Below are 20,463 nucleotides of genomic sequence, written 5' to 3'. Positions count from 1 at the left end.
ATGTTGGTACTACATTAATAGTTCTTCACACTGATAAGGAGTTGAATGGCATGCAGGCAAGATTATTGTTGGAGGACGGTACGTTATTTACCGGAAAAGCATTCGGAAGTGAAGGCGACTCGGTTGGCGAGGTCGTTTTTAATACAGGGATTACAGGATACCAAGAGGTACTATCAGACCCGTCTTACTGTGGACAAATTGTAACAATGACATACCCGCTTATCGGAAATTACGGTATCGCACGTGATGATTTTGAAGCAATTCGTCCGTTTATTCACGGTTTTGTAGTGCGCCAGCACGAAACGGTTCCAAGCAACTGGAGAGCGGAGTACTCCCTCGACAGCCTACTTAAGGAATACGGTATTATCGGGATCAGCGATATCGACACAAGAATGCTGACTCGCCGAATTCGTCACCACGGGGTTATGAAAGGTCTGCTGACAACTTCTAACAAGAGAGTCGAAGAGCTGCTGGAGCAGTTGACCGGCAGTACACTAATGACAGACCAAGTATCCAGAGTTTCCACCAAGAGCGTATTTAGCGCCCCTGGTACTAAAGAGCGCGTTGTCCTGGTTGACTTCGGTTCAAAAAGTGGAATCCTGCGTGATCTTACAAAGCGCGGCTGTGATGTTGTAGTAGTTCCGCATGACACTACGGCTGATCAAATTCGTCGCTTGGCGCCAGACGGTATTCTGTTGTCCAATGGCCCTGGGGATCCTAAAGATGTTCCACAAGCAGTTAAAATGATTGCTGACCTTTTGGGCGAATTCCCAATCTTCGGCATCTGCCTTGGACATCAGCTGTTCGCACTTGCATGCGGAGCTGATACCGACAAGCTGAAATTCGGTCACCGTGGCGGTAACCATCCGGTAAAAGATTTGCAAAGCAACCGCTGCTATATTACTTCACAAAACCATGGTTACACAGTAAAAGATGATTCCATTGCTGGTACTGAGCTTGAAGTTACACACATCAACAACAACGACAGCACCATCGAGGGATTGAAGCATAAGAAGCACCCTGCATTCTCAGTCCAATATCATCCGGAAGCGGCTCCGGGGCCTTTTGACTCCAGCTACTTGTTCGATGATTTTATCACAATGATCCGTCAGCATAAGCAAAATAACCCGCAGCTGCCTAAACAGGCTCAAATTTCTGCAGCTTCCAAGCTTGCAGCTCTTACAGCCGGCTCAGTCACCCCTGCATCGAAAGGAGAGCTTCATTATGCCAAAAAATAATAGCCTCAAAAAAATATTGGTTATCGGTTCCGGTCCAATTGTTATCGGGCAAGCAGCCGAGTTTGACTATGCGGGAACTCAAGCCTGCCAGGCTCTAAAAGAAGAGGGCATGGAGGTTGTACTGATCAACAGCAATCCTGCTACGATCATGACCGACACGAACATGGCTGACAAAGTATATATCGAACCTATTACACTTGAATTTGTGACTCAAATTATTCGTCAAGAGCGTCCCGATGGCTTGCTGCCAACCCTGGGCGGCCAAACAGGCTTGAATATGGCTGTTGAGCTGGCTCGCGCAGGCGTGCTTGAGCGTGAGAACGTGAAGCTGCTTGGAACTCAGCTTACAGCGATTGAGAAGGCTGAGGACCGCGATCTGTTCCGTGATCTGATGAGAGAGCTGGAGCAGCCGGTACCGGATAGCGTTATCGTTACAACAGTAGATGCTGCAGTTGATTTTGCCAATGAGATTGGCTATCCGATCATCGTTCGTCCTGCTTATACGCTGGGAGGAACTGGTGGCGGTATTTGCGCCAATGAAGATGAATTGCTGGAGACGGTAGCTTCCGGTATCCGCTATAGCCCGATTGGACAGTGCTTGATTGAGAAAAGCATTGCAGGTATGAAAGAAGTCGAGTACGAGGTTATGCGTGATGCTAACGACAACTGTATCGTTGTATGCAACATGGAAAACTTTGACCCGGTTGGCGTACATACGGGCGACAGTATAGTTGTGGCGCCTAGCCAGACGCTTTCTGACCGTGAGTATCAAATGCTTCGTTCCGCATCTTTGAAAATTATTCGTGCCCTGAATATCGAAGGCGGCTGTAACGTTCAGTTTGCTCTGGACCCATTCAGCTTTCAATACTATGTAATTGAAGTAAATCCGCGTGTAAGCCGTTCTTCGGCGCTGGCTTCCAAAGCAACCGGTTATCCAATCGCCAAGATGGCAGCCAAAATTGCCATTGGTTACACGCTTGATGAAATCGTCAACCCTGTTACAGGACAAACATATGCATGCTTTGAGCCGACGTTGGATTACATTGTATCCAAAATTCCGCGATGGCCTTTCGATAAATTTACTGCAGCGAACCGTAAGCTTGGCACACAGATGAAAGCAACGGGCGAGGTTATGGCGATTGGCCGTACCTTCGAGGAATCGATCCATAAAGCAATACGTTCACTTGAGATCGGCGTTCACCGCTTGTTCTTGAAAGAAACGGATTTGTTGGATAAAGATACGCTTGAAACACGTCTGATCAAGCCGGATGATGAGCGTATGTTCCTGATCGCGGAAGCATTCCGCCGCGGGTACACTTTGCAGCAAATCCAGGATTTGACTAAAATCGACTGGTGGTTCCTAAGCAAGCTGGAAGGCATGATCCAATTTGAGGAGCAGTTGATTCAACCTGAATTAACGGAGGAATTGCTGCGCGAAGCGAAGCGTAAAGGCTTCACAGACCGTGCAATTGCTGAAGTTCGCAGTGCTGCAAACAGCGGCTTAAGCTTTACTCAGGAAGCTGAGATTCGCGCACACCGTTTAAGCATTGGATTGAAGCCAGTGTATAAGATGGTTGATACTTGTGCAGCTGAGTTTGAAGCGACTACACCTTATTATTACTCAACCTACGAAACCGAAGATGAAGTTAAAGAAACAACCAAGAAAAAGGTTGTCGTACTAGGCTCCGGACCGATCCGTATCGGACAAGGCATCGAGTTTGACTACTCGACTGTGCATGCAGTATGGGCCATCCAGGCAGCAGGGTATGAGGCTGTTATTATCAATAACAATCCGGAGACTGTGTCTACAGATTTTAACACCTCGGATCGCTTGTACTTCGAGCCGCTTTTCTTCGAGGATGTAATGAACGTTATCGAGCGTGAGCAGCCAATCGGCGTAATCGTTCAATTCGGCGGACAAACGGCTATTAATCTGGCTGCACCTCTCTCTAAAGCGGGAGTACGCATTCTGGGTACCGATCTTGAGAATATCGATGCTGCTGAGGATCGTAAAAAGTTCGAAGCCTTACTGCGTGGCTTAGATGTTGCACAGCCTCCAGGCGGAACCGTAACCTCTGTCGATCAAGCAGCTGGTATGGCGGCTAACTTCGGTTATCCGGTACTGGTTCGTCCTTCCTATGTACTGGGCGGCCGCGCAATGGAAATCGTCTATTCCGATGAAGAGCTGTTGAGCTACATGGAGTATGCGGTCAAAATCAATCCGGAGCATCCGGTACTGATCGACCGTTACATGCTTGGTAAAGAAGTGGAAGTTGATGCCATCTGCGATAAAGAAACGGTATTGATCCCGGGAATTATGGAGCACGTTGAAAGAGCGGGCGTTCACTCCGGCGACTCTATCGCTGTATATCCTCCGCAGTCTGTTTCTGAAGAGCTTAAACAGCAGATTATCGATATTACAGTAAAAATAGCAAGAGGCTTGCAAGTGGTAGGTCTGGTGAACATCCAGTTCGTCATCTATCAAGACCAGGCTTATGTAATCGAGGTTAACCCGCGTTCTTCCAGAACGGTGCCTTTCTTAAGCAAAGTAACAAAAATTCCAATGGCTAATGCGGCGACTCGGGTCATTTTGGGTGAAAAGCTGGCCGATATGGGCTATCAAACCGGATTGTGGCCGGAAGATGAGTTTGTCTCTGTAAAAGTACCGGTGTTCTCCTTTGCCAAATTACGCCGTGTAGATACAACCTTGGGGCCTGAGATGAAATCAACCGGTGAAGTAATGGGCCGCGATGAGAACTTTGCCAAAGCCTTATATAAAGGATTAATCGGCTCTGGCATGAAGATTCCACCAACCGGATCGATCATTGCTACAGTTGCTGATAAAGATAAAGAGGAAGCTATCGAAATTTTAACCGGGTTCTACAAGCTTGGATACAAAATCGTTGCAACAGGCGGAACCGCCAAAGCTTTGGAAGAAGCAGGCATTCGTGTCACAACGGTTAATAAGCTGAGTGAAGGCTCACCTAACATTCTTGACTTGATTCGTAATGGGGAAGCGCACTTTGTGGTGAACACTCTGACCAAAGGTAAAGCACCGGAGCGTGACGGCTTCAGAATTCGTCGTGAAGCGGTAGAAAACGGGATTGTGTGCATGACATCCCTGGATACAGTTAGAGCTCTCTGGCATATGCTTGAGGCCATTAACTTCCAATCCAGACCGATGCCTGCGCAGCATATATAAGTGATAACCAGCCTTGCTGTGCTTGAGGTAATGGTTGCGCGCAAATAGCCATCATTATAGATTAGCACAGCAGCCCTGTAACACATAAGGGACGCTGTGCTAATCCTCTGCTTGGGCGGGTTGACGGCAGGCTAAACAAATCTTTAGGAAGTAGTTTCATAGAAATCTTGTAGGAGGCGACGATTAAATGACAGTTCAAACGAATGTGGCGGAACGTATTATGGTGGCATTGGATTACGCGGAAGCGGGAGATGCACGTAAGCTGGTCCAATCCTTACAAGGGATTCCTTGCTACATGAAGGTGGGAATGCAGCTCTTTTACAGCGCTGGTCCCCAATTTGTGCTCGATTTGAAGGAGCAGGGCTACAAGGTGTTCCTTGATCTGAAAATGCATGACATTCCTAATACGGTCAAAGGCGGCTCTGAGAGCGTAACAAGGCTTGGAGTGGATATGTTCAATATTCATGCTGCCGGAGGCAAAGGGATGATGGAGGCCGCTTTGGAAGGTGTCGACAAGGCACTCGCCGGAGGCGGGATTGCAAATGGAGGCTTAAAGCCGATAGTCATCGGTGTAACACAGCTAACCAGTACGAGTCAGACCGTTATGAATGACGAAATTGGCATCGCTGGAACAGTAGAGGAGGCTGTAATTAGCTATGCGAAGTTAGCTCTAGCCTCTGGCTTGGACGGTGTTGTCGCTTCACCACTCGAAGTAACCCGGATTAAAACTGCTTGCGGATCCGGCTTCGTAACGGTTACACCTGGAATCAGACCCGCGGGAGCATCAATCGGAGATCAGTCTCGTGTAATGACGCCGCCCGAGGCTTTCGCCCAAGGTACGGATTATGTGGTTATCGGTCGTCCGATTACGGCGGCAGACAATCCGCGTGCTGCTCTAGAGCAAATCATCGAATCGATTCAATAGTAAGCCTAGCTAGCATTGCCCCAGCCATTATTTTATCAAAGGAGAGATGTTCTATGAGTTCCCTTACTATTACGATCAATCCCCAGCTTTCTGAGAAAGTTGCTTCTGCCTTGCTGCAAATTCAAGCGGTAGCGTTGAGACCGCAGCAGCCTTTCACCTGGACCTCTGGCTTGAAATCTCCAATTTACTGCGACAACCGTTTAACAATTTCTTATCCCGAAATTCGCGACTTGATAGCCGAGGGTTTCGTGTCACTGATCCGTGACAATTTCCCCGAAGCAGAGGTTATTGCAGGGGCGGCGACTGGCGGCATCCCTCATGCGGCTTGGGTAGCTCAAAAGCTGAATTTACCGATGGTATATGTTCGTGATAAGGCGAAAGGCCACGGTAAAGAAAATCTGATCGAAGGCGCAATTCAGCCCGGACAAAAGACCGTTGTAATCGAGGATCTGATTTCAACTGGGGGCAGCTCGTTGAAGGTGGCTCAGGCCGTCAATGACGTTGGTGCGAAAACATTGTCTGTACTTGGAATTTTCTCCTACCAGTTTGAAAAAGCGGCAGCGGCATTTAATGAAGCAGGGGTTCCATTCGAAACGTTGACCAATTATAGCGTACTTCTGGATGTAGCTTTAAAGCAAGGCAGCATACAGGAGCAAGACCTGCAGGCCCTGCAAGCATGGAGATTGAATCCAAGTGAGTATGGGAAATAAGCATATATGGGTGGCGGCATGCTAAAATAGAATATAAAAAGCCTTAGTCTTTGAACTTAAAAAGACTAAGGCTTTTTTTGTATGGATAAAACGGATTGTTAAAGACTGGTCGCAGCGAAAACAAAAATAACTTCCTGTTGATTTCGGAAGTTTGGGGTGTTAAAATAGGCATTGTCGTTTAAAAATATTTTAAAAAAATAAAATCAAGTTTTTTCCTACAATAACAATAACACATTGCGATCAGGTTGTCAAATTGGTTTTTAATTTTGCTGTTTTCGATTCACATCCCATTGAAAGAGAGGCGATTATATGAATGTAACCGAACTCGAATGGCGTTTAGAACAAGAACGTGTGAACGAGGTAACTAATAAAATGGCTAGGCGTATGGAAGTATTGGAGCAAGAAGCAGGTAATGTAAGAACCGAAGTTGTAAATATCCGCAAGCATTTCTGGGACGATGTTAGCATCAATGTTAGCACTCATGAGGATAGGGCAGAGACCTATTCAAGCATGAGGCAGCAGGCAGAGGTATTATCGGAGCGCGAACGCAGCTACCGCCATGCTGCAGCTGTACTCGGGAAGCTTCAGCGCTTGATTAAGTCTCCTTATTTTGGGCGAATAGATTTTAAAGAAGATGGCCAGGAACTGGAAGAACGTATTTATTTGGGAATCGCCTCCTATTTGGATGAGGATGAACAAACGTATCTAGTTTATGATTGGCGTGCTCCCATATCAAGCCTTTACTACGATTATGGTCCAGGGTCAGCGGCATTTGAAACACCCGTTGGTGAGATCAAAGGAATCATGTCGTTAAAAAGGCAATTTATAATTCGCGACCGCAGCATCCGGCTAATGTTTGATACAGGTGTAACTATTGGCGATGAGCTGCTGCAGCAGGTGCTTAGCCGAAGCTCTGATGCCCAAATGAGAAGTATAGTCGCCACTATTCAGAAGGAGCAAAATCAAATTATTCGCAATGACCGAAGCCGTATGTTAGTGGTTCAGGGGGCAGCAGGCAGCGGGAAAACGTCGGCAGCATTACAGAGGGTAGCCTATCTCTTATATAAACACAGGGAAAATTTGCAAGCGGATCAAATGGTTCTATTTTCACCTAATCCGATGTTCAATAGTTATGTTTCCACCGTTCTTCCCGAACTTGGTGAAGAGAACATGCAGCAATCAACGTTTCAGGAATATTTGGAGAAACGGCTCGGTGCCCACTTTCAAGTGGAGAGCCCGTTCAATCAAATGGAGTATGTATTAACTGCTGCATTGGATCGTACTTACCTGGCGAGAATGAGCGCGATTCGATATAAGGCTTCCACTGAGTATTTGGCGGCACTAGGGGGCTATAAGGAGTTACTGGAGAAGGAAGGCATGATCTTTAAACCAGTAAGATTCCGTGGTCGTATAATTGCGTCTCAGAAAGCTATTGCAGAAAAGTTTTACTCGTACGATCCAGCTATACGTTTGCCAAACCGGGTTGTTCTGCTCAAGGAATGGCTGTTAAAAGAAATTGCCGCGTTTGAGGAGCAGGAATGGAAGGAGGGCTGGGTTGAGGACAGGATGGAGCTGCTTGAGCCTGAGGATTATCTTCGGTCCTATAAGAGGATGCGTCAAGCCCGTAAGGGTAAGGAGGATACGTTCGATGATTTCGATAAAGAGAAAGAATTGCTGGCCAGGTCTATTGTCAACGAAGAGCTGAAGCCGCTTCGCAAACGGACCAAACGGCTCAGCTTTGTTGATGTACGTAAGCTGTATTTACAGCTGTTTACTAATGATCAACTATTAGAGCGTGTAGTCGGGACAGACGCCCTACCTGATTATTGGCAGGATATTTGCCGTGAGACCATAGCGCTGCTTGAGAAGTCGAAGCTTGCCTATGAGGATTCAACCCCGTATTTGTACTTGCAGGAGTTGATGTTAGGCTTTCAAACCAACACTTCCGTAAGGCATGTCATCGTCGATGAAGCTCAGGATTATTCACCATTCCAGCTTGAATTTTTAAAGCGGCTGTTTCCGCGCTCAAGAATGACTGCGTTAGGTGATTTGAACCAGGCGATTTATGCGCATTCGTCAGCGCTGGCTGATATAGAGCCGCTAACGGCATTGTATGGTCCAGAGCAAACGGAGCTTATCCGATTGAATCGAAGCTATCGCTCCACACAGCAAATCGTAGAGTTTACCAGGGGGATGGTAGCTGGAGGAGATTCAATTGAACCCTTCAACAGAAGTGGAGAGCGTCCGTTGGTTACGTCAGTGCTTGATTGCGCACGCTTGAATGCTAAAGTCGCCTCTGATATAGAAGCCCTTCAGAAGAATGGTTACGAATCGATTGCTGTCATATGTAAAACGGCTGCCCAGAGCCAAGAGCTATATGTTGAGTTAAGCGAGAAACTCGAGCTGAATTTGGTAACACAGTTCACTCCAACTTTCGAGAAGGGGACTCTGGTCATTCCAGCTTATTTGGCTAAAGGGGTGGAATTTGACGCGGTTATTATATATGACGCCTCTAAGGAGCAATATAGCCGTGAAAATGAACGTAAGCTGTTCTACACCGCCTGCACACGTGCGATGCACCTTCTTCATGTTTATGCTGTAGGGGAGTTAAGTCCGTTTATCCTTACTCAAAATCCGCAAACTTATCAATTTGAGCCGTTTCCGGTTTCATAGAAATTGAGGTTAAGCATATGGAATAACTTAATATGGAATATGCACTCATGCTTGTGCCCCATCCGCACAGGATAGGCATGAGTGCATAGAATTATGATTCAGCAGCTGTCACTACATTTCAAATAAATAAAGCTTTCCATTTTCCGGAGTACTGAATTTAGGCCCACTGAAGCCTCTACGGATCAGTTCCTTCCTCATATTCATCATCAGAGCTCCGTGACTGACAATAAGGACATCCTCTTCAAACTCCGGCTTTAGAATATGATCCAGAGCGGTGTTTATACGGCTACGAACATCCGGTTTATTTTCGGTTAAGCATCTATGGTTGATAATCCATGCGGTTCTAATTAAAATGGCCCATAGCATAAAAGGTAAGGGCTGGTTAATCATTTTACTGAACAGGGGATATTGTATCTCCCTTAAATCCTTCATAAATATAATTTCACCATTAAAAATCGTTTGGGCCGTTGCTGCTGCTCTCGGTAAATCACTGGAATAACACCGTTTCCACTCCACTCCGGACAAATCCGTTTGTCCAATTTCTATGTCGGATGTATCGTATTCATCAAACCATCGCGTCAGCTCTTCAGGAGAGATCCATCTTTTTTCCGGCAATTGCTTTAATACTCTAAAATGTCTTACTAAACCGATTTTCATTAGGGACGAATCCTTTCTTTAACATCAATCCAAAATCTTCGGATGCAATTTCCATTTTCTTCAATAAACTCGGACTCAAATACACCGCCATTTTTCAGAATGGTCCTCTCGGAACCGATATTTCCTTTATCACAAACAACGAGTACCTTTTGCAAGCCCAATTCAGCTGTTTGCTGCAAAGCCAGAGATAGCAGGAGGGTAGCGTATCCTTTGCGTCGCTCTGATGGGCAAATGCCATATCCGATATGCCCGCCGCTGTTTAATAACTTCTCGTTTAAGCGATGGCGAATGTTGACGGCTCCAACAACTTTATTGGCTGTATCCATTAACCAGTAGGTAGATGCGGGCACCCAGCCCTCAGGGAGCAGTTCTTCCTTAGCCTCTTCCGATAGAAATTGAAGCATAGCTGGAAAATCAGTGGGGTCTTTGCCAACAACCCAAGGCACTATGTTTTCTCCGCTGTTGATCCAGTCCTGGTAGAAGGAAATGTAAGCATCTTGGTAATCAATAGACGGTTTAATTATATATACTTGGCTGTGCATACGGTACGATCCCTCATTTCTGCTGCAAGTAAATTTCTACCATAATAGCACAAGGGAAGGAAGCGAGCTATACCGTATTAAATTTTTTTTGCAGCGTAAAAAATCCCCATGCTTGATTAAAGACGACAGCTTGAGCTGTTGAACATAATCAAAAGGGGATTTCAGAGAAACTATATATTCTGCGTAACAGCGTTACTTTTTCAAAAGCTCAAGCCGGTACACATATTCGAACAAAAATTCAAAGGCTTCCAAATGGCGTTTCGCTTCAAATGCATTGGCACCCCAAGCGTAAATTCCATGCTTGCGCAGCATGATTCCGGGAATACGCGGTACAATCGCTTTCTCGACCAATTCAGCGATACGTGGGATATCTGTATAGTTAGGGAGAATAGGGATTTCAATCTGAGCTTCCTCATCCCAAATATTGAAGCCCTTGATCAGTTCAACGCCATCAACAGGAATCGATTTGCGTTCCCAGAACAGCTCCGACACCAGATTGTTAAAAACAGTGTGTACATGAAAAATAGCACCGCAGCCTGTAGCCCGATAAATTTCGCAATGAATTAATGTCTCGGCGGACGGCTTCAATCCGGTATTGTCAGTGGGCTTTCCCTGCTCATTGACTAACAAAAAGTCGGAGGGGGTGTTGACGGATTTATCCTTGCCGCTTGCGGTTATAGCAAAAGTAAACTGTTCCGGTGTGAAGTCGCCTACTCTAATCGATAGATTGCCGCTTGTTGCAGGAAACCATCCTCTTGCGGCAAGTGTTGTTTTAATGTCTCTTAGCTCGGAAAAAGCCTGCTGTTTCTCCTCCAGGCGAAGTGTTTCACTCATGCTCGTTCATCTCCTTTAGCCGTTCAATAACTTCGTGAAAATTTTCAAAAGGATAATAATTCAAACCCAGATCTTTGCACAGATCAATTAAATGGGAGCGGGCGAATACGGTATCTGCCAGCTTGGCTCCTTCAAAATCAGTTACGCTATCGCCGATTAAAATCCGTTCATACTTATCGCTCGGGTATCCGCGGATGATGGTCGTTTTGCACATGCCGCAATTATTATGGCATTGATCGTCGCAAACATGCGGCCATACAATTTCAATATGACTTCCGCTAAAATCGCTTGCGTTGCAATAAATATTCTCTTTTACAATTGGAAAAGCAGACAGTACGGGGTAAACAAAGAAATCAATTCCGCCGCTAGTTACAAGAAACGTAATGTTTTGTTGCTTGCAATATTCGAGCAGCTCGCTAAAGCCATCCCGAATCTTTACGTTGTTAATAGAGTAATTAATGACTTCTTGTTTGCGGGAGGTTGGCAGAAGAGCGAACATCCGGCCTACACCTTCCCGTATCGAAATGGTTTTGGAAATCACCTGCTCGACAAGTACATCCCAGCCTGCAGGTTGAAAATGCTTCATGATTGCGACAATGTTATCATTAACGGTGATGGTTCCGTCAAAATCACAGAAGATGACCTGAGTACGCTTCATTCCTTAATTCCCCACAGTTTAACAGCAGCTTGAAGCTCGGGATGCTGAGCATCGGCATATTGTTGAAGCGGTATTCCCGCTTGGCAAGCATCAATAGCTTGTCGGAAAGCTTGACCACCTGCAATTGCCCCCATAGGATGGCCATGCACGCCTCCTCCGGCATTAACGATGACTTGGTCTCCAAAGTCCTTGAGGATCAGCGGTACCAGCCCAGGATGTATGCCTGCGGAAGGGACGGGGAAGCTTGTTTTTAATGGCAAAGCAATATCATTGGTTACAATTCCTTCGTTGCCGGCAGAATGTCCTGATCCGGTATATATATAACGGCTTGTTTGCTCTGTAAGCAGCACTTCCTTGATAGCCATATTTTCCTCACGCGGCATTACAACGGAGCCGTATGGGGAAGGGAATAACACAAGGTCGGCTCCTGCTAACCGCATCAGCTTGCCAAGCAGCACGTTTGCGGAAATACCGTGATATGTAGAAGGATAGAAGGCCCCTGCAAGCGCTGGATGAGCCATAATAGGCACCTTGATGTCCGGGTGGCGGCTAAGCTCGCTTAACGCATCGAAGCCGTAGGCCAGCACGTTAAACAGCAATGCGTTGGCCCCGTGAGCAATCGCTTTGCGGGCTTGGTCGATCAGGCCGAAGGTTGATCCTGTCAAGTTCACAGCGTACAGCAGCTCTTGACCGGTTTCTCGCTTGGACTGAGCGGCAGCCTCTATGCAGGCTTCAACCCGCTTTTCGATAGGGGTCAAAGGGTTCTCAAAAAGAATTTCATCATCCTTGATTAAATCAACACCGCCTGCGGCTTGCAGGTAGAATTGCTCGCGAAGCGCGGAAATATCATGCCCGATAACCGATTTGAAAATGCTCATAAGAAGAGGGCGGTCATGAACGCCTAGCAGATTGCGGACGCCCTGCACACCGAATTTGGGTCCCGGGAATGCGGAAATGAAATCTTGTGAAAAGGAAAGGTCGATCAGCTTGATCCTGCCGTCCATCGACAGCTTGCCGAAAACGGTGACGAGAAGGGCGGGAATGTCCCTGCTGAAATTAGCATCAGGATAGGCGATTTGAATATCGGCGTAACGCTCAGAGATAGTTCCACCTGTACCTTCCGGCTCATGTACATCAACGCGTACTACTTTACCGAGATGTTTTTCCATCTCGGCTTTTTTTGCTTCCGGCAAATCAGTCCAGCTTCCTACCGTTAGTCCAACAGCTATGCTGAGCGCTTTTTTTGCAAAATCGGCTTTTTCGTCATAGCAGCGATAAGTCGCTACACAGTATGGATTCATCTCCATGTTCACCTGCTCTTTATCAATATTTTGAACAATTACAGTTTGACTAACTAGCGGTTTGCCGCTTGCGCGCTGATGGCTTGGCCAAGCTCGCCTGCACGTTCTGCAGAGCGCAGAACGGCTTTAGTTACGCCTGAAGAGAAATCATGGCGGTCAAGTGTCTCCAGAGCTGCTTGAGTGGTACCGTTCGGTGAGGTTACCTTGCGACGCAAGTCCGCAGGGTCCTCGCCTGTCAACTCAACCATTCTGGCTGCACCGAGCACGGTTTGCACCGTAAGCTGCTTTGCGGCTTCCGGCGTTAAGCCGCCACGTATGCCGCCCTCAATCATAGCCTCCATCATATAATAGATGTAGGCCGGTCCGCTGCCTGAGACTCCTGTAACAATGTCCAGCGAAGCTTCTTCAACAACGGAGACGATGCCTGTCGATGAGAACATGTCAGTTGCCAGCTTTTGCTGGTCCGCTGTAACGGAGGCTGTAAAGGAAATGCCTGTAGCGCCAAAGCCGATAGAGCTTGAGGTATTAGGCATAGTGCGTGCAATTGGTTGGCCTGGTGCTCCGATTATATCCTCGATTGTCGATGTAGACAGTCCGGCAATAACGGAGACAAGCAGCTGCGAGCGCTGCAACAATGGACTTAAGGCTTTTAAACCCTCTACGGCATCCTTCGGCTTAAAAGCAACGATAACTACGTCGGCAGCTGTAATAGCCTGATCTTTCTCTAACGGCTCAACAGCATAGCTGACGCCATAACGCTGCTGCAATGACTGCAATCGGGAAACATCCTGACGATTTAGCATGGTAATTCTTGAAGGGTTGCCGTCCTGCTGCGAGGTCAAGCCGCGAACGATAGCTTCCGCCATTGAACCGGCGCCGACAAAAGTAATAGCTGCGTTGGATAATGTTAAGGACATAACCATGTGTCTCCTTTGGAATATCATTTCATGAATAATGGTAGGCAGAGCCTATCCGCGAATTTGCCCATTGCCTTTGATCATATATTTAGTCGAAGTTAGTGCAGGCAGTCCCATAGGACCTCTGGCGTGAAGCTTCTGAGTGCTGATACCGATTTCTGCACCGAAACCGAACTCGAAGCCATCCGTGAAACGAGTGGAGGCATTATGATATACAGCAGCTGCATCTACCTCCTGCAGGAAACGTACAGCATGATCTGCGTTTTCGGTTACAATGCACTCCGAGTGCAAGGTGCTATGAAGGCGTATATGCTCCAAAGCTTCATCAAGCTCATTTACGATCCGAATATTGAGGATATAGTCGTTGTACTCGGTATCCCAATCCTCGTCAGCCGCAGGTTTAATGACAGGTGCGAGTTCACGAGCCTTGGAGCAGCCGCGAAGCTCAACATTAAGAGCGGTAAATTGGTCTGCGATGGAAGCAAGATGCTCTTGCGCAAAGCTCTGATGAATTAGCAATGTCTCCATAGAGTTGCAGACGGAAGGTCTTTGCACCTTGGCATTAATAGCAATGTTCAAAGCCATAGCATAATCAGCCGATTCGTCCATATAAGTATGACAAATCCCGGCGCCTGTTTCAATGACAGGTACTGTAGCATTTTTTACAACATTTTGGATTAATGAATGCCCGCCTCGTGGAATCAGTACATCCAGCAGCCCGTTAAGCTTCAGCATTTCGTCGACAGAAGATCGGTTAGGATCCAATATGATTTGGATGGCTTCAGCTGGGACATCGGATCGGGAAAGAGCCTCGTGCAGCACCTCAACAACACGTTTGTTAGACGAGAGGGCTGAAGAACCGCCACGCAGAACGACTGCGTTGCCGGTTTTCAAGCAAAGCCCTGCAGCGTCTACGGTCACGTTCGGACGTGCTTCATAAATAATGCCAATTACACCGATTGGCACACGCAGCTTGCGGATGTGAAGACCGTTAGGGCGGGTTACCTCCTCTAATAGGTCACCAATCGGATCAGCCAGCTCAACGACTTGACGCAGGCCTTCAGCCATTGCTTCAATCCTTTGCTGGTTTAAAGCGAGCCGGTCCAGCAGCGACTGGCTGGTTCCGTTTTCTTTGCCGCGCTGCAAATCCTCAGCGTTTGCCTCTATTATTGAAGGCGCTTCGGCAATAAGGGCGTCGGCCATCAGGAGCAGCGCCTTATTCTTTTGATCCGTTGAAAGCAAGCTAAGGCGTGGAGCTGCGAGCTTGGCTAAAGTAGATTTTTTAACAACCTCACTGGCGATAGTTTTTGATTGAGTTTGAGTAGATTCCATTACCGATTCCTCCTTAGAAAATGGGATTAATATTATGGTCATTAGCTAAGCTGCTGCTATTCGTTTATTTGTTTGCCTGCGGTGAGTGTGATCCATTCATCACGATGAATAACTTCCATTCGCTGGACTTCAATGCGCTTCTGAACTTCTTCGGTGCTTAAACCGGCTACTGCCTGCAGCTGCCACGTGGAGTAATTGACGACACCGCGTCCGATGATCTGCTGGTCAGAGCTGACGACTTCTACGACATCTCCCGGATGGAAATCGCCACTTACTTCTTTGATGCCTGCTGGCAGCAAGCTTCTGCCACCTAATACAAGCGCTGTTTCTGCACCTTGGTCCACGGTTATTTGCCCCTGAGGCAGCGAGTGGAAGCCGAGCCATTGCTTTTTCATGGGAAGATTGTGCTCTCTTGTATCGAAGTAGGTTCCTTTACCTATGCCGTGAACAGCCAAATCAAGGTCGCCGTCTTCAGCCACACGGCCTACAAATACCGGCACTCCGCCTCGCATCGCAATACGGGCTGCTTCAATTTTGGAGCGCATTCCGCCTGTTCCGACAGAGGAGCCAGAGCCTCCTGCAATGCGGTACATTTCTTCATCAATCTCTGAAACACGGTCTATACGCAAAGCGTTGATGTTTTTTCGTGGATCCTCCGTATACAATCCATCCGTATCGGTAAGAATCACGAGCTGCCATGCACGGACCAGATTGGCAACTAAAGCAGATAGTTTATCATTGTCACCGAATTTGAGCTCTTTTAGCTCATCTACGGCTACCGTGTCGTTTTCATTGATTATTGGAATAATCCGGTGCTTAAGCAGCTCCTCAATGGTCATTGAGGCATTATGAATTCGTCTGCGGTTGGAGAAGTCATAGCGAGTCAACAATATTTGCGCAACCCCAACCTGATGGGCGGCAAAAGCTGCATGATAAGCTTGCATGAGCAGCGCTTGACCGACGGATGCCGCGGCTTGCTTTTCATGAACATTTTTGGGTCGGCTGGCATAGCCCATTTCCCGAAAGCCGGCGGCCACTGCGCCGGATGTAACTAGCAGTACTTGAAAGCCCTGATGCTGAAGCTTGGAAAGCTCTGAGGCAAAAAAGGCGAGCTTATCGCGGTTGAGCCCACCCTCATCCGAGGTTAAGGAGCTGCTCCCGATTTTGACAACGATGGTTTGCTGCATGGCAGGTTCACTTCTTTCTATAACGAGTATCCTGAAAAACACAAAAAGCCCTCGTCCTATAAGGACGAAAGCTTGAACTTCCGCGGTACCACCTTAATTGATGATAAATCATCCATCTTATAAGCCTTTGGTAACAGCAAGGCAGCCGTCCAGCTCGTCACTGGCCGTTCCGGGGCAGGTTCGATAAGGTTTCACGGTAAATTCTTTCAGCCGGTGGAATTTACTCTCTGCGCGTGAAGGGGCCTCCTACTAGTCCCATCATTACGTTTGGTTTTTTCTAGCATAGCATTTTGTTGGCTGTCTTGTAAAGGTTCAGACATCATTCCTGCTCCTTAAGCTTGCATCGGAGATGACTCAAAATGTCTAATGATGTGCAATTATAAATCATGGTTTAGCGGGTGAATGGCGGGACTTTAACATTTAGCAGAACAAATTCAGCTTCGCAATTCGGTTTACAGCTTCACGAAGCCTATCCTCCGGTGTCAGGAGGCCAAGTCTGACGTAGCCTTCTCCGTTCTCACCGAAGCCGATGCCCGGAGCTACTACTATTTTGGCTTCCTCTAGCAAACGATCGGCAAGCGATGCGGATGTATAGCCTTTGGGAACCGGCAGCCAAGTGAAGAAGGAGCCCTGTGAGCGTTGGGCTTTCCAGCCAATCTGATCCAGTGCGCTATATAAAGCGTCTCTGCGGCCTTGGTACATTGCAAGCAAAGAGGCTACGCAATCCTGCGGTCCGGTTAGCGCAGTGGCAGCAGCGGCTTGAATGCCCCCGAACAAGCTGCAATAGTAATGATCCTGGATCAGGTTGATCAAGCGAACCACTTCCGGATTGCCTAGAGCAAAGCCAACACGCCAGCCAGCCATATTATAGGTTTTAGATAACGTATAAAACTCAACGCCGACTTCTTTGGCACCCGGCTGCTGAAGGAAGCTGACGGGCTTTTGGCCGTCAAAGCCCAGAGCACCGTATGCAAAATCGCTCGCAACTACGATTCCATGCTTTTCAGCAAAACGGATCGTATCTTCATAGAATGAAGCAGGAGCCGCCGCACCTGTCGGGTTGTTCGGGTAATTAATGAACATTAGTTTCGCTTTGTTCAAATCATCGGCCGATAACGCATTGTAGTCAGGCAAGAAGGCGTTGGATTCACGAAGTGGCATAAACGCCATTCTGGCACCGGATAGTGCTACTCCGGACCAATAGTCCGGGTAACCGGGATCTGGCACTAAGCATACATCACCTGGATTAAGCAGACATTGGCTAATTTCAACAAGTCCGGTTTTGCCGCCAAATAATATAGCAACCTCGGTTTCGGGATTTAAGTCTACGCCGTAATCCTCTTTATAGCGCTGCGCTATAGCTTGTTTGAGGAACAAAAATCCATTAAATGGAGGATATCGGTGGTACAGCGGATTTTCGGCTGCTTCCTGCAAAGTTTTTACAATATGGGGAGGCGTCGGTTGATCTGGATTGCCTTGACCCAAATTGATAACATCATGTCCAGCTGTAATTTGTTCATTCGCTTTGCGAACCAAAGTGGCAAAAAACTGTGTCGGAAGCTCTTGCATACGTTCGGCAGGTTGAACCTTGAAAGCAGATGCTCGGGATGAAAAGGATGAATTCATCTATAGTCACACTCCATGATAAAATAGGTTGTTTACACACATTATGATTATTGTTCCAAGAAACTAAAAATAATGTAACATGAAACGAAAAAGCTGTATAGCTGATCGGGATAATTGCTTTTCATATTCATAGAAAAATGATAATATATACTATATTTAGTTTTATTATACGGGATTTTATTTCATATAATGGAACAGTTCTAGCCTTTTCAATCTTATGTGTTTTTATCTTCTTAATGGAAGGAAGGATAATTATGACTATGGACTTTCATGATAGTAAACACAGTCATTCTTATACTGGCCGTGCAGTGAATGTAGGCTGGCTGGAGCAGATTGCAAGCACGGTGAATTTGAAAGGCGCAAAGGCAGCTGATATAGGCTGTGGCGGCGGGATCTATACTAAAGCGCTGGCTGCTCTCGGTGCGGTTGAAGTTACAGGTGTTGATTTCTCCCAGGCTATGCTGACTGGGGCAATGGAACATTGCTCGGGATTCTCGAATATTCATTTCTTTCAGGGTCACGCACTGCATACCGGTCTTTCCGATAGCAGGTTCGATGTCGTTTTGGAGCGGGCTCTCATTCATCATCTGACAGCTGATCAGCTAACAGCTTGTTTTATTGAAGCCTATCGCGTTCTTGATCAGGGTGGGACGCTCCTTGTGCAGGATCGAACACCTGAAGATTGTTTGCTTGCTGGCGGGCTGGAGCATTTGAGAGGCTACTTTTTTGAAAGGTTCCCGAAGCTGATAGAGAAAGAAACCGTACGGAGGCATTCATCGTCGGCTGTATGTGACGCTCTTGCAGCTGCGGGCTTTGTAGAGCAAGAACAGATAAAGCTGTGGGAAACAAGGCAAATGTATTCAAGATTTTCAGATTTTCGCAGTGATCTGTTGAAACGGACTGGGCGCACTCTTTTGCATGAGTTGGATGATATAGAGCTGTTGGAATTGGCTGATTTTATTCAGCAGCGAACAGGCTATATAGACGAGGAAGCTGTTGAAGAAAAAGACCGATGGACGGTATGGATTGCAAGGAAGCATTGAAGTCCCGGTCAGCTTCGACTATCATGAAGAAAAGGCTGACTTTCATATGGTTTTATAATGAGTACAGAGGGTGGTATTAATTGGTAAACAAAAAATGGAATGTAGCATTGCTTCAGATGGATATTGCGATCGGTGAGCCCAAATTGAATTTTTCAAAATTAGAAGTGATGCTGGAGCAGGCCGTTCAGCAGGGGCCTAAGCCTGACGTCATCTTGTTTCCGGAAATGTGGAATACGGGGTATGCGCTGGACCGGATTCATGAGCTGGCTGATACGGAAGGGCAGCAGGCACACGAGCTACTTTCGGCGTTCAGCAGGAAATATGGCGTAAATATAATCGGTGGTTCGATAGCAGAGAAGAAGGGCGACGAAATTTACAATACGATTTATGCTTATGACCGGGAAGGCAACAGGGTCGCAGACTATTCCAAAATTCATTTGTTCCGTCTGATGGATGAGGAAAAGTATTTAAAGGAAGGCAAGAGCTTAGGGCAGCTTCAGCTGGATGATATACCGGCAGGAATGATGATATGCTATGACATCCGGTTTCCGGAGCTTTCCAGGAAGCTGGCTCTGGGCGGTGCGCAAATATTGTTCGTACCGGCTGAGTGGCCGAATCCAAGGCTCCATCATTGGCGGACTTTATTAATGGCGCGGGCCATTGAGAACCAAATGTTCGTTGTTTCCTGCAACCGGGTAGGCATAAGCGGGACAACAGAATTTTTTGGACATTCCATGGTCATCGATCCGTGGGGTGAGGTGTTGGCGGAGGGCGACGAGACCGAACAGATTATTCGGGCTGAGATCGATATGGAGCTGGTTGGACAAGTACGCAGCCGTATTCCGATCTTCGAGGATCGGCGGCCAACATTATACTGAGACTTTAAAGTGTAAGGAAAGTAAGGGCTGTCCCCTTGTAGCGTGCATTAGCTACAAGGGGCAGCCCCTTACTTTCCTTAAGAGGACTCTATGAAATGATCAGCTGGCACATTGGTTTAACCTTACCGACCGCCTGCCTGCCTTTTGATCTCGATCTTCGATGCTTTCTTCAACAAATGGTGAGCAATTAAAAAGCAACCCGACCTTCAAGCTTACTTTGAGGTAAGCCACGAAGCAGAAAGCCTTGTTGTTCTTCATTTGGGCAGACACACTTTTAATTTCTATCATCCGACGTCGTACAGGACTCTACCATCTTCACTCCATAGCCGTTACCTAGCTTGGTTGTGTTGTGAGGATAGGCCAACTTACTTGCAGAGATGAGGTTACTTTCCAACGTGTGCTACTCTCTGGTATAGGGGCTCGATTCGGCATTGCATGGCAGCCTAGCGAGCCCCGCGCAAATAACAGGAAAATGTCGGGTTAATTACTCTGAAAATAGCGTTACAAGTCATATAGCTGGAATTTCTCATGCTAATTCTGAGTGTTTTGACTGATATCATCCATATCACTTATATTAGCAGGAGTTTTTCCAGTTAGAATGATTTTAAACGATATTAAGGCTGGATTAACGGGAAAATTTCAGGCTGTCGAATTAAGCGCTTTCAATATCTCTCAAATTTTAATCCATACACCCTATTTCTCAATAGTGTTCTCGCAAAGCTCAATCTAGGTGTTAAAAG

Annotated in this window: 16 protein-coding genes; 7 read left to right on the top strand and 9 right to left on the bottom strand. The window is 46.9% G+C overall.

Translation table 11 applies throughout. From position 1 onward, the window contains the following. The first annotated feature begins 50 nt into the window (after window positions 1-50). The 5 genes from ACFQ0C_RS37680 to helD all read left to right on the top strand — a co-directional run bounded on the left by ACFQ0C_RS37680 (window position 51) and on the right by helD (window position 8,748). Window positions 51-1,238, top strand: coding sequence for a carbamoyl phosphate synthase small subunit (locus ACFQ0C_RS37680; protein ID WP_379374926.1), 1,188 nt, complete (start codon window positions 51-53; stop codon window positions 1,236-1,238). Continuing rightward, a complete protein-coding gene (carB, locus tag ACFQ0C_RS37675; RefSeq protein WP_379374924.1) occupies window positions 1,225-4,440 on the top strand; it encodes a carbamoyl-phosphate synthase large subunit in 3,216 nt (1,071 codons plus the stop codon). Before ACFQ0C_RS37680 ends, carB begins: the two co-directional genes overlap by 14 nt. Window positions 4,441-4,627: 187 nt before the next feature. Further along, window positions 4,628-5,365 carry an orotidine-5'-phosphate decarboxylase gene (gene pyrF, locus ACFQ0C_RS37670; protein WP_379374922.1) on the top strand — a complete coding sequence of 246 codons (738 nt, stop codon included), beginning with the start codon at window positions 4,628-4,630 and terminating at the stop codon, window positions 5,363-5,365. 53 nt (window positions 5,366-5,418) lie between these two features. Then, window positions 5,419-6,075, top strand: a complete 657-nt coding sequence (gene pyrE, locus ACFQ0C_RS37665) for an orotate phosphoribosyltransferase (RefSeq protein WP_379374920.1) — start codon at window positions 5,419-5,421, stop codon at window positions 6,073-6,075. Window positions 6,076-6,384: 309 nt separating this feature from the next. Beyond that, on the top strand, window positions 6,385-8,748 hold the full coding sequence (gene helD / locus ACFQ0C_RS37660) for an RNA polymerase recycling motor HelD (protein ID WP_379374918.1): 2,364 nt from the start codon (window positions 6,385-6,387) through the stop codon (window positions 8,746-8,748). A 111-nt stretch (window positions 8,749-8,859) separates the two neighbouring features. Here helD and ACFQ0C_RS37655 read toward each other — a convergent pair whose 3' ends face one another. The 9 genes from ACFQ0C_RS37655 to ACFQ0C_RS37615 all read right to left on the bottom strand — a co-directional run bounded on the left by ACFQ0C_RS37655 (window position 8,860) and on the right by ACFQ0C_RS37615 (window position 17,802). After that, window positions 8,860-9,405 carry a histidine phosphatase family protein gene (locus tag ACFQ0C_RS37655; protein WP_379374916.1) on the bottom strand — a complete coding sequence of 182 codons (546 nt, stop codon included), beginning with the start codon at window positions 9,403-9,405 and terminating at the stop codon, window positions 8,860-8,862. Then, window positions 9,405-9,947 (bottom strand): GNAT family N-acetyltransferase, encoded by a 543-nt coding sequence (locus ACFQ0C_RS37650; RefSeq protein WP_379374914.1) that lies wholly within the window; start codon window positions 9,945-9,947, stop codon window positions 9,405-9,407. Before ACFQ0C_RS37650 ends, ACFQ0C_RS37655 begins: the two co-directional genes overlap by 1 nt. Window positions 9,948-10,139: 192 nt before the next feature. Beyond that, entirely contained in the window at window positions 10,140-10,781 is a 642-nt protein-coding gene (mtnB, locus tag ACFQ0C_RS37645; protein ID WP_379374912.1) for a methylthioribulose 1-phosphate dehydratase, read from the bottom strand. Beyond that, on the bottom strand, window positions 10,774-11,439 hold the full coding sequence (locus ACFQ0C_RS37640; protein ID WP_379374910.1) for a 2-hydroxy-3-keto-5-methylthiopentenyl-1-phosphate phosphatase: 666 nt from the start codon (window positions 11,437-11,439) through the stop codon (window positions 10,774-10,776). The genes mtnB and ACFQ0C_RS37640 overlap by 8 nt, the downstream gene beginning before the upstream one ends. Then, entirely contained in the window at window positions 11,436-12,740 is a 1,305-nt protein-coding gene (locus ACFQ0C_RS37635) for a 2,3-diketo-5-methylthiopentyl-1-phosphate enolase (protein WP_379374907.1), read from the bottom strand. The genes ACFQ0C_RS37640 and ACFQ0C_RS37635 overlap by 4 nt, the downstream gene beginning before the upstream one ends. Before the next feature lie 53 nt (window positions 12,741-12,793). After that, complete coding sequence (gene proC / locus ACFQ0C_RS37630) at window positions 12,794-13,657, bottom strand: pyrroline-5-carboxylate reductase (protein WP_379374905.1); 864 nt, start codon at window positions 13,655-13,657, stop codon at window positions 12,794-12,796. A gap of 51 nt (window positions 13,658-13,708) precedes the next feature. After that, window positions 13,709-14,989: a glutamate-5-semialdehyde dehydrogenase gene (locus ACFQ0C_RS37625; protein ID WP_379374903.1), complete on the bottom strand. Its 1,281-nt coding sequence runs from the start codon at window positions 14,987-14,989 to the stop codon at window positions 13,709-13,711. Between the two features lie 56 nt (window positions 14,990-15,045). Further along, window positions 15,046-16,176, bottom strand: coding sequence for a glutamate 5-kinase (proB, locus tag ACFQ0C_RS37620; protein ID WP_258216476.1), 1,131 nt, complete (start codon window positions 16,174-16,176; stop codon window positions 15,046-15,048). Window positions 16,177-16,596: 420 nt separating this feature from the next. Next, on the bottom strand, window positions 16,597-17,802 hold the full coding sequence (locus ACFQ0C_RS37615) for a pyridoxal phosphate-dependent aminotransferase (RefSeq protein ID WP_379374901.1): 1,206 nt from the start codon (window positions 17,800-17,802) through the stop codon (window positions 16,597-16,599). A 254-nt stretch (window positions 17,803-18,056) separates the two neighbouring features. On the opposite strand from ACFQ0C_RS37615, the gene ACFQ0C_RS37610 reads away from it, so the two are divergent. Both ACFQ0C_RS37610 and ACFQ0C_RS37605 read left to right on the top strand, forming a co-directional pair. Then, window positions 18,057-18,845, top strand: a complete 789-nt coding sequence (locus ACFQ0C_RS37610) for a methyltransferase domain-containing protein (protein WP_379374899.1) — start codon at window positions 18,057-18,059, stop codon at window positions 18,843-18,845. 80 nt (window positions 18,846-18,925) lie between these two features. Continuing rightward, entirely contained in the window at window positions 18,926-19,723 is a 798-nt protein-coding gene (locus ACFQ0C_RS37605; protein ID WP_258216473.1) for a carbon-nitrogen family hydrolase, read from the top strand. Window positions 19,724-20,463: the final 740 nt, after the last annotated feature.

The organism is Paenibacillus sp. GCM10027630 (assembly GCF_042676305.1).
Lineage (GTDB): Bacteria > Bacillota > Bacilli > Paenibacillales > NBRC-103111 > Paenibacillus_S.
Note: the sequence above shows the minus strand (reverse complement) of the source record. Positions and strands in the feature narration are given on the sequence as shown.